Below are 9,678 nucleotides of genomic sequence, written 5' to 3'. Positions count from 1 at the left end.
CCTCTTTCAACCGTTCAGTATTCGTTCAAATGTGATCGGAACTTAACATTTTATGCGTTAAATCTGAGCAAAACTTGGTAGTTAATAGTTTCGGTGCGTAAAATAGGAGGGAATAAAAGAAACCTACGCAACAGCGGATACTATGACGTACAAAAAGATTGATACAGCAAACTACCCAGACCAATTCCGACGCAAAGAAGAAAGCTTAATAAAGAAGTTGTCGAAATTTGGGGTACAACAACTGGATACTTTCGAGTCACCCCAAAAGCACTATAGAATGCGTGCCGAGTTTCGCGTTTGGCATGAGGGCGATGACTTGTACTACATCATGTTCAATCCGGAAACCCGGGAAAAGATCCGTATGGACGAATTTTTACCGGGTAGCGAGTTAATTAATCGCCTCATGAAACAGCTAATAGAAAAGCTAAGACCCAATCCAATACTTAGGAATAAGCTTTTTCAAGTCGACTTTCTTACAACCACAACGAACCAAGCAGTTATCTCTTTGCTGTATCATCGCCCCCTAGATGACGAATGGGAAAAGGAGGCCACAGCTTTACGTGAAGAGTTTAAGGACTTGGCGGATATTAATATTATCGGACGTGCGCGTAAGCAAAAACGAGTGCTGTTTGATGACAGCGTTATTGAGCACGTCGTTGTGTACGGTAAAGTCTATAAGTCCATTCAAACCGAAAATAGTTTTACTCAGCCTAATGCGAAAATTAACGAGGCTATGATTGGCTGGGTTAAACAACATATTGGACAAAACGATCACGACTTACTGGAGCTGTATTGTGGTAACGGTAACTTCACACTGCCTTTAGCCGAGAATTTTCAACGTGTTTTAGCCACGGAGATCAGCAAAAGCTCAGTGGCTTCGGCTCGAAAAAGTGCCGAACTCAATGACATCACGAACGTCACTGTTGTTCGTATGTCAGCGGAAGAGTTTACAGAAGCATTAAACGGGGAACGAGCATCTCGCCGAGCTGAAGAAGCTGACATCAAAAGTTTTGATTGCCAAACTGTTTTAGTTGATCCACCAAGAGCCGGTTTAGACTCAGAAACATTGCAGATGGTATCGGCATATCCACGGATTATTTACATTTCCTGTAACCCGGAAACTTTAATAGAAAATCTAGACTATTTAACTAAAACTCATGACGTTACTGCCGCAGCGATGTTTGATCAGTTTCCATACACTGACCACGTAGAAACGGGGGTGGTACTAGAGGTTAAAACAAACTAGCTTTACAGCGGTTGTCGAGAAGAAGCAAAGGCCAACTTTTTGATAAGGCGTAAGTTTGAAACATGGGCGTATATGATCAAGCCTGCGCCAAATAGAATAATAACCGGTTCACCCCAGTGTCCAAGCACGTCTCGCTGTGAGTAAATAGCAGCCCCCAAGAGTAACAGCGGCAATAAATTCCAGTTACCGTGCTTGCGTGCTCCACTCACCAATGACCAAAGTCCGATAAAGACGCTCAGTCCAAGGATTGAATTTTCTAAGGCATCCTCACCGATAAAGGCTAAGCCCGCCATTGCGAGTAATGGCAGAATAAGAGGCAGCAGCAAACAATGGATAGCACATAATGTGGTGATCCAAATTCCTGCTTTGTCCAAGTTTTCGGGCGTGTTGGCCTGCATAAAACGGTTCTGCCTTGCTCTGTCTTTCTCAAATGAATCATCTAACTCACGTGTTATATTATAACATACGAATTCATTATCCAAGACAGATCATCTAAATTTTGATTTAAGACAGAGTTACTCTTCGTTCTTTTAAGCGTTATTCGTTGTAAAAGGAAGGACTTCACTAATGTGCCTGACACCGGATTTTATCATCAGTAGCCTATCAAAACCCAGCGCGACACCGGCACAGTCGGGTAATCCGAACTGTAGAGCGTCGATAAGTCGTTCATCAGCCGGCATTTGCAATTGAGATTTCAAAGCGCGCTGCTGGTTATCCCTCTGAAAGCGCCGCTTCTGTTCGGCTGCATCGGTCAATTCGTGATAACCATTCGCCAGCTCGACACCTTGATAGTAAATCTCAAATCGCTTTGCCACTCTTGGGTCCGATTCATCGATTCGCGCCAGCGCAGCTTGCTCGACGGGAAAGTGGGTAACACAGTGTGGCGTGTTCTCAGAGAAAGTCGGTTCAATGCACTCAGAAAAAGCCACTTGAAGTATCGTGGACGCATCCGTTTCGCGTTTCATCCAATCAGCTAAGGCAGGTAAACTCACAAGATGTTGTCTTATGCTTTCGACACCTTCCTGAGTCAATGGATCCAACTTCAGAACATCTAAAAAACACTGCTGATATGTTCGTTTAACTAAGGGGAGAGCACCACAGGTTTCTGATAGCAGCTCAGATACTTCGTCAATAAGCGCCGTATCGTCATAACCCACCCGATACCACTCAAGCAACGTAAATTCAGGATTGTGGAAGCGCCCAACTTCATCATCACGAACAACATGGCTGAGCTGATAAATATCTTGTTGGTAAGCGGCAATAATTCGTTTCATTGCAAACTCAGGGGAAGTTTGCAAATACAGTGTTGGTGAACCGGATGGAAGAGACTGGCTAAACTCGGTAGACAGATTTTTTAGATGAACGTCGGTAACACCATACTGAGAGAGCAAATGAGTATCGACTTCAGTGACCCCCCGCTTTTCGAAAAACTGGCGCACCGACTTAAACAGGTCAGCCCGCTGCTGCAGCATGCTCCAACTTGCGTCAGGGCGCCAGCTCATTATTCAAGCTTACTTCTGAACGCGTGAGACGTATTCGCCGGAGCGAGTGTCCACTTTTATCACTTCACCAATTTGTACGAATAACGGTACTCGAACAACGGCACCTGTACTCAACGTTGCTGGCTTACCACCGGTTCCTGCAGTATCACCTTTTAAGCCCGGGTCTGTTTCGGTAATTTCCAGTTCAACAAAGTTTGGCGGCTGCACACTGATTGGTTTACCTTCCCACAAAATCAATGTACAAACATCCTGTTCAACCAACCACTTTTCCGCATCGCCAACAGCCTTAGCGTCAGCGGGCACCTGTTCAAACGTTTCATTGTTCATGAAGTGCCAGAACTCGCCGTCATTGTATAAATAAGACAATTCAAGTTCGATAACATCAGCACCTTCAACCGACTCGCCCGATTTAAAGGTTTTTTCTACTACTTTTCCGCTAATTAACTTACGGATTTTCACACGGTTAAACGCTTGGCCTTTACCCGGCTTAACCATTTCATTTTCGACGATCGAGCACGGCTCGCCGTCTTGCATGATTTTTAAACCGCCTTTGAATTCACTTGTGCTGTAATTTGCCATAACGACATTTTCCTTGCTTAAGCCATCATTATTTGCGCGCAATAATAAAACAAAATGAGTTTATTTTCAGGTAAAATACGCACTTTATTGAGCGTAGGGAGGTCACATGGGCGAAAATGCAGTATCGATCAGTCCAAGAGCCGACTGGCTATACGAATTAAAAAAGTCATATACTCGTCCCGAAGACTTGCTTTCCGCCTTGCAGCTTAACGCCAGTACTTACGCCAACGACATAAAAGCTCGACAATTGTTTTCTATGCGGGTACCACGCCCGTTTGTGCGGCAAATGAAAGTCGGCGACCCTCATGACCCGTTGCTTCGCCAAGTGCTTCCTCTCGCAGAGGAATTTACCGTCGAACCTGGGTTTAGCAAAGATCCGCTAGACGAGCAGACCTCACCTGCTAATGGGTTACTGCACAAATACCACGGGCGTGTTTTACTCATTTTACAAGGTGGGTGTGCCGTTAACTGTCGCTATTGTTTTCGCCGTCATTTCCCGTATGACGAATTAACCATTAGCCAACGCCAAATCGATGAAACCTTAGACTACATAAAACAAAATCCGGACGTTAACGAAGTTATTCTCAGCGGCGGCGACCCACTAATGGCTAAGGATGAGCGGTTGCAAAAGCTCGTGCATGAGCTGGAAGCTCTGCCTCAGCTAACCAGACTGCGTATTCACAGTCGATTGCCGGTCGTTATTCCGTCCAGACTAACGAATGAATTATTAACTGCTTTTACCCAAAGCCGCTTGCAAGTCGTGTTAGTCATACATGCAAATCACGCAAATGAGATTTCTGGCGAGTTGGCCGCCAATTTAAAAAATTGGCATAACGCCGGTATACATCTGCTGAACCAAAGCGTTTTGCTAAGAGGGGTTAATGACAGTACAAACGCACTTTGTCATTTGAGCGAAACGCTGTTCAGCGCAAACGTGTTACCCTACTATCTGCACCAGCTCGACAAAGTTGAGGGCGCCAGTCATTTTGAAGTGAATGACAATGAAGCTCAGCAACTTTGGTTAGGCATGACACAAAAGTTACCTGGCTTTTTAGTTCCTAAGCTCGTTCGGGAACAAGCCAATAAACCCAGTAAAACAGCCATAATGCCCGATGGCTTAACAACATAATGAAGGATGATTCATGAGCGACAGCTTTGACAGTGTTGAACAGAAAATTCAAGAGCACCTGCAAATTCTCTACAGACAAGTCGTCGATGCCGATCAGTATCTAGATGACATGCGCCAGCAAGGTAAGGCTAAGTTTCAGGGCGTGTTTGCCGAGCAAACGATTTTTAATAGTAAAGGCAATAAGTTTCAGCCTTATTTAAATGAAGTTACCGAAAACTTTGAAGCCTGGAAACAAGACCAGAGTAATGAAGAGTTGCTGCAGCTACTGGTTCAACAACTGCAGCTCATGACAGAAACTCTAGCGAGGCTGAAGGCTATTCGCCAAGCAGGTTAGCTCTTTTCGCGTAAGGTTTCATTAAACCATCGAGTCAGCATTTCTTCTTCAAAATACAAATCGTTGCGACGTTTTACTGAAGCCAGGCTGTCATAGTTAAAGCCCATGTTCTTTAACTTCTCCTGGCCTTCCTTTATCACCTGCCCACTGCTGTCAGTTAGCTGATAATTAAAGTGAATACGCGGAAAGTCTATTTCACGAACAATCCGCACATAGTTCGAGGTTGAACGTCCAAACGTCGGCTCCAAACGACCCGTTAGGTCAACATCGGTTACCGTTAAAGTGAGCTTTTGTCCCTCTGGTAACTCTTTTGCAAGAGTCTGAATATGCTCAGCGAGCTGCTCTTTCACTTTTTCCTGATAACGCTCTTCATGGCCATTAGCCGGCTCAAAATCGGTGTATTTATCAACACCTTCCCATTTAACTTCAGCCTCTCCCGCAAACGAAAGAGCACTGAATGAAAGTGCCATTAAAACGACCAAACTACGGATACGCATGCTTATTCCTCCGTCATACGTTTTGCTTATATGTCATTAGAGTGCGGGAAAGCAAAAAAATTCCATAAAAAAAGGGAGCCGGCTGAGGCTCCCTTTTTAGGCGTTTAAGCGTGCATCACATCATGCCGCCCATTCCGCCCATGCCACCCATGTCGCCGCCCATTCCGCCAGCGTTATCGTCTTGCGGGATGTCAGCAATCATAGCTTCAGTAGTAATCATCAAGGCACCGACTGAAGAAGCAAACTGTAACGCTGAACGGGTTACTTTGGTTGGATCCAAAATACCCATTTCCAGCATATCGCCATAAGTATCGTTACCTGCGTTGTAACCGTAGTTACCTTCGCCATCACGAACATTGTTAGCAACAACAGACGCTTCCGCACCTGCGTTGGTTGCGATTTGACGCAGTGGTGCTTCCATTGCGCGCAGTGCTAAACGAATACCGACGTTTTGCTCTTCATTGTCACCACGTAGTTCACCCAGTTTGCTCGCTGCACGAACCAGTGCAACACCACCACCTGGGACAACGCCTTCTTCAACCGCAGCACGAGTTGCGTGCAGAGCGTCTTCCACGCGTGCTTTCTTCTCTTTCATTTCAACTTCGGTCGCAGCGCCTACTTTAATGACTGCAACACCACCAGCTAACTTAGCCAGACGTTCTTGCAGTTTTTCGCGATCGTAGTCAGAAGTGGTTTCTTCCATCTGCTGTTTAATTTGTGTTACGCGGCCTTCAATAGCAGCGTCATCGCCGTTACCATCAACAACAGTGGTATTATCTTTAGTGATAACAATGCGCTTCGCTGTACCTAAATCTTCCAGCTGAGTTTTCTCCAACTCCATGCCGATTTCTTCAGAAACAACAGTACCACCTGTCAATACTGCGATGTCTTGCAGCATTGCTTTACGACGGTCACCGAAACCAGGCGCTTTAACGGCTGCAACTTTAACAATGCCACGCATGTTGTTTACAACCAGTGTAGCCAACGCTTCGCCTTCAACATCTTCAGCGATGATCAGCAATGGTTTACCTGCTTTAGAAACACCTTCTAATACCGGCAGTAATTCACGGATGTTAGAGATTTTCTTGTCAACCAACAGGATGAATGGGTTATCCAGTTCAACTGAACCGCTTTCCTGGTTGTTAATGAAGTAAGGAGACAGGTAACCACGGTCGAACTGCATACCTTCGACCACATCAAGTTCGTCAGTCAACGCCTGACCTTCTTCAACGGTGATAACGCCTTCCTGACCCACTTTGTCCATTGCTTCGGCAATGATTTGACCGATAGTCTCGTCAGCGTTTGCCGAGATAGTACCAACCTGTGCAATCGCTTTGCTGTCTGCGCATGGTTGAGAAATTTTCTTCAGCTCTTCAACTGCGGCGATCACTGCTTTGTCGATACCGCGCTTCAGATCCATTGGGTTCATGCCCGCAGCAACAGCTTTCAAGCCTTCGTTAACGATAGCTTGTGCAAGAACAGTTGCAGTAGTCGTACCATCACCGGCTTCATCATTTGCTTTAGACGCTACTTCTTTAACCATTTGAGCGCCCATGTTTTCGAACTTATCTTCCAGCTCGATCTCTTTTGCAACTGATACACCATCTTTAGTGATGTTCGGCGCACCAAATGACTTATCTAAAACAACGTTACGACCTTTAGGGCCTAAGGTTACTTTTACTGCGTCAGCCAGTACGTTGACGCCTTTCAGCATTTTTTGACGCGCTGTGTTACCAAACTTAACTTCTTTAGCTGCCATGTTTGCTTTCCTCTCTAAATACGGTTTAACGATTTATGCGTTAGGGTTTGGCTTATTCTTCGATAGCCAAAATGTCGCTTTCGCTCATGATCAGGTACTCTTCACCGTCGATTTTCTCGGTTTTGACACCGTAACCTTCGTTGAACAGAACCTTGTCGCCGGCTTTTACGTCCAGCGCACGCACTTCACCGTTATCCAAAATACGGCCATTCCCTACAGCGACAACTTCACCGCGTGTGGATTTTTCTGCCGCAGAACCAGTCAGAACAATGCCGCCTGCCGATTTTGCTTCGACTTCGATGCGTTTAATAATGACTCGATCGTGTAAAGGACGAAGTTTCATTGGTGATAACTCCTCAACCTATGTTGTTAGTGGTAAATACCCCTTCGGGGCGTGTTAAAAACCTTGTGCTCAATAAATGGGGGAAATTTTTGTCTTATCAAGGGGGCAGATAAAAATTTTTTATGGTAATTTTGCTGCTCAATTGAATAACGCAATGATACAGGTGTTTCCATGGTCAAACTCTTCTATTGCACAACCGACAGTCAGTCATCTGCTAATGAGCTGGCCGCTTCAGTCGTGGAACAGCAATTGGCCGCCTGCGTTAATATCATCCCGGGCATTACCTCGGTGTATCATTGGGATAACGAGATTCAACACGATCAAGAGTGGTTGCTACTTATCAAGACCACTGACGAGATGTCTGAGCCGCTCAAAGACGCCATACTAAAAGCACACCCGTACGATTCGCCAGAGCTTATCAGTGTCAATGTTACCGATGGCTTACCTGATTATCTGCAGTGGGTTCAGGATACCGTAAAATGATAAAACCGCTGCTCAACGTCGTTCTTACGTTATTGCTGGTCATCGCAGCAGCATTGCCTGCTCAAGCAATGCAAAGCCCCTTTGCGAGTAATAACCAAAAGTTTTTACCGGTTGATCAAGCCTTTGATTTTAGCAGCGGCATTGATGGCAAAACCGTGACGGTCAGTTGGTTAATCGCGCCAGATTATTATCTGTATCAGCATCGTTTTTCCGTGGTACCAGAGAATGCTCTAGCTGAAACATTAAGCTTTCCGGAAGCCGAGTCCCACCACGATGAGTTTTTTGGGGAGTCCTTTATTTACCGGGAGTATGTAGAACTCACCTTTGAGTTAAGTGAAGACTACTCTGGCGAAAAAATTACTATTCAATACCAAGGCTGTGCTGATGCCGGGCTGTGTTATCCGCCGACTCAAAAAATCATACCGCTCGACGCTAATGCCGACAACAACACCAGTAACGTACAGGAAACGGCTATTGAAAATTCCCTGTTTGGTATTGGTGAGCAATCGCTTGTCGTGACACTTTTGCTATTTTTCGCATTAGGTATTGGTTTAGCCTTTACGCCCTGTGTCTTCCCTATGTACCCCATTCTGTCCGGCGTCGTTTTAGGTAACCGCCAGCGTAACTGGCGCAATACATTATGGCTCTCCTTTATCTATGTACAAGGTATGGCTATTACCTATTCGTTACTTGGTCTGGTCGTTGCGCTGGCCGGTATGCAATATCAGGCTTACTTCCAACATCCAGCCGTTCTCATTATTTTGGCGGTATTGTTTACTGCGTTTGCGTTAAGTATGTTTGGCGCGTTTACCTTACAGCTTCCCGTTAGTTGGCAGTCTCGACTGCAGCAGTTTAGCGGCCAACAAAAAGGAGGTAGCCCGTTAGGTGTATTCATTATTGGTGCCATCTCCGGATTAGTGGCGTCTCCGTGCACAACGGCTCCTCTTTCCGGTGCTTTGCTCTTTATTGCACAATCAGGCGATATCATTAACGGTGCGGCAATACTCTATGCGTTAAGCCTGGGCATGGGTGTGCCTCTTATACTGTTCGGCCTCAGCGGTGGTAAGCTGCTGCCTAAGGCCGGCGCCTGGATGACCGTTGTGAAGCAGTTTTTTGGCTGGTTACTGCTTGCTGTCACACTGTTTTTAGTCGAACGCTTACTGCCAACCCATATAAGTATGTGGCTCTGGATATTCTACTTTGTGATTGCCGCCGGTGCTTTAATCGCCGCTATTAGTCGAATTACCTCAGTTAAGTCAACCGTTGTTTCATTAGTCATTTTATCGAGCCTGGCAACCGTTGGCGTTTACTGGCAAGTAAATAAAGCACAGTTGGAGCGGCAAAGTCATGGCTTATTCGAACAAGTTGCGACTCTGGAAGACATTCAACGCGAAGTCGCTGAAAGTGACACATGGGTCATGTTGGACTTATACGCAGACTGGTGCGTTGCCTGTAAAGAGTTTGAGCAATACACTTTCTCCGAAGCGAGCGTGCAAAAACACTTTGAAAACATGCATTTAATACAAGCTGACGTTACCGCCAACAATCAGCAAGATATCGATATACTGAATTACTACAACGTGCTTGGTCTGCCAACCATTTTGTTCTTTTCACCAAGCGGCGAAGAGCAAAAAATATACCGAGTAACGGGATTTAAAGACGCCGAAGAATTCAAAATGCATCTTGAGACGATGCTAAATGAGTAATTTTGCGCCTAAATGCTCTGATAAGACCAGTAAAGTGCTGCATTCCTGTCATTTTTGCCTATAATACGGAAAATAAGAACTCATACTTGAAGTCGCTGTC

The 9,678-nt window shown here is 45.4% G+C and carries 11 protein-coding genes; 5 read left to right on the top strand and 6 right to left on the bottom strand.

Going from position 1 to position 9,678, the window contains the following annotated elements; all coding sequences use genetic code 11:
• Positions 1-142 precede the first annotated feature (142 nt).
• Complete coding sequence (gene trmA, locus EST55_RS12270) at positions 143-1,246, top strand: tRNA (uridine(54)-C5)-methyltransferase TrmA (protein ID WP_129497685.1); 1,104 nt, start codon at positions 143-145, stop codon at positions 1,244-1,246.
• A gap of 2 nt (positions 1,247-1,248) precedes the next feature.
• On the opposite strand, the gene EST55_RS12265 is transcribed toward trmA, so the two are convergent.
• From EST55_RS12265 to efp, 3 genes are all read right to left on the bottom strand, one after another.
• Positions 1,249-1,644: a MerC domain-containing protein gene (locus EST55_RS12265; RefSeq protein WP_129497684.1), complete on the bottom strand. Its 396-nt coding sequence runs from the start codon at positions 1,642-1,644 to the stop codon at positions 1,249-1,251.
• 132 nt (positions 1,645-1,776) lie between these two features.
• Positions 1,777-2,748: an EF-P lysine aminoacylase EpmA gene (gene epmA / locus EST55_RS12260; RefSeq protein ID WP_129497683.1), complete on the bottom strand. Its 972-nt coding sequence runs from the start codon at positions 2,746-2,748 to the stop codon at positions 1,777-1,779.
• Between the two features lie 9 nt (positions 2,749-2,757).
• Positions 2,758-3,327 carry an elongation factor P gene (gene efp, locus EST55_RS12255; RefSeq protein ID WP_053954303.1) on the bottom strand — a complete coding sequence of 190 codons (570 nt, stop codon included), beginning with the start codon at positions 3,325-3,327 and terminating at the stop codon, positions 2,758-2,760.
• A gap of 106 nt (positions 3,328-3,433) precedes the next feature.
• On the opposite strand from efp, the gene epmB reads away from it, so the two are divergent.
• A complete protein-coding gene (gene epmB / locus EST55_RS12250; RefSeq protein WP_129497682.1) occupies positions 3,434-4,456 on the top strand; it encodes an EF-P beta-lysylation protein EpmB in 1,023 nt (340 codons plus the stop codon).
• 13 nt (positions 4,457-4,469) lie between these two features.
• Positions 4,470-4,790 (top strand): hypothetical protein, encoded by a 321-nt coding sequence (locus tag EST55_RS12245; protein ID WP_129497681.1) that lies wholly within the window; start codon positions 4,470-4,472, stop codon positions 4,788-4,790.
• Here the strand turns inward: EST55_RS12245 and EST55_RS12240 are convergent.
• From EST55_RS12240 to EST55_RS12230, 3 genes are all read right to left on the bottom strand, one after another.
• Positions 4,787-5,287 (bottom strand): DUF3016 domain-containing protein, encoded by a 501-nt coding sequence (locus tag EST55_RS12240; protein ID WP_129497680.1) that lies wholly within the window; start codon positions 5,285-5,287, stop codon positions 4,787-4,789. The genes EST55_RS12245 and EST55_RS12240 overlap by 4 nt on opposite strands.
• 115 nt (positions 5,288-5,402) lie before the next feature.
• Entirely contained in the window at positions 5,403-7,046 is a 1,644-nt protein-coding gene (gene groL / locus EST55_RS12235) for a chaperonin GroEL (protein WP_129497679.1), read from the bottom strand.
• A gap of 52 nt (positions 7,047-7,098) precedes the next feature.
• Positions 7,099-7,389 carry a co-chaperone GroES gene (locus EST55_RS12230; RefSeq protein WP_053954308.1) on the bottom strand — a complete coding sequence of 97 codons (291 nt, stop codon included), beginning with the start codon at positions 7,387-7,389 and terminating at the stop codon, positions 7,099-7,101.
• Between the two features lie 171 nt (positions 7,390-7,560).
• Between EST55_RS12230 and cutA the strand changes: the two genes are divergently transcribed.
• Both cutA and EST55_RS12220 read left to right on the top strand, forming a co-directional pair.
• Complete coding sequence (cutA, locus tag EST55_RS12225; RefSeq protein WP_129497678.1) at positions 7,561-7,872, top strand: divalent-cation tolerance protein CutA; 312 nt, start codon at positions 7,561-7,563, stop codon at positions 7,870-7,872.
• Entirely contained in the window at positions 7,869-9,578 is a 1,710-nt protein-coding gene (locus tag EST55_RS12220; protein ID WP_129497677.1) for a protein-disulfide reductase DsbD, read from the top strand. The genes cutA and EST55_RS12220 overlap by 4 nt, the downstream gene beginning before the upstream one ends.
• The last annotated feature ends 100 nt before the right edge of the window (positions 9,579-9,678 follow it).

The organism is Idiomarina sp. 29L (assembly GCF_004123135.1).
Taxonomy (GTDB): domain Bacteria; phylum Pseudomonadota; class Gammaproteobacteria; order Enterobacterales; family Alteromonadaceae; genus Idiomarina.
This window is presented reverse-complemented; position numbering and strand designations above follow the sequence as displayed.

Coding starts and splice junctions, on each gene's coding strand:
- trmA (WP_129497685.1), top strand. CDS start 143: ATGACGTACAAAAAGATTGATACAGCAAACTACCCAGACCAATTCCGA.
- epmA (WP_129497683.1), bottom strand. CDS start 2,748: ATGAGCTGGCGCCCTGACGCAAGTTGGAGCATGCTGCAGCAGCGGGCT.
- epmB (WP_129497682.1), top strand. CDS start 3,434: ATGGGCGAAAATGCAGTATCGATCAGTCCAAGAGCCGACTGGCTATAC.
- EST55_RS12220 (WP_129497677.1), top strand. CDS start 7,869: ATGATAAAACCGCTGCTCAACGTCGTTCTTACGTTATTGCTGGTCATC.
- EST55_RS12265 (WP_129497684.1), bottom strand. CDS start 1,644: ATGCAGGCCAACACGCCCGAAAACTTGGACAAAGCAGGAATTTGGATC.
- groL (WP_129497679.1), bottom strand. CDS start 7,046: ATGGCAGCTAAAGAAGTTAAGTTTGGTAACACAGCGCGTCAAAAAATG.
- EST55_RS12245 (WP_129497681.1), top strand. CDS start 4,470: ATGAGCGACAGCTTTGACAGTGTTGAACAGAAAATTCAAGAGCACCTG.
- EST55_RS12240 (WP_129497680.1), bottom strand. CDS start 5,287: ATGCGTATCCGTAGTTTGGTCGTTTTAATGGCACTTTCATTCAGTGCT.
- efp (WP_053954303.1), bottom strand. CDS start 3,327: ATGGCAAATTACAGCACAAGTGAATTCAAAGGCGGTTTAAAAATCATG.
- EST55_RS12230 (WP_053954308.1), bottom strand. CDS start 7,389: ATGAAACTTCGTCCTTTACACGATCGAGTCATTATTAAACGCATCGAA.
- cutA (WP_129497678.1), top strand. CDS start 7,561: ATGGTCAAACTCTTCTATTGCACAACCGACAGTCAGTCATCTGCTAAT.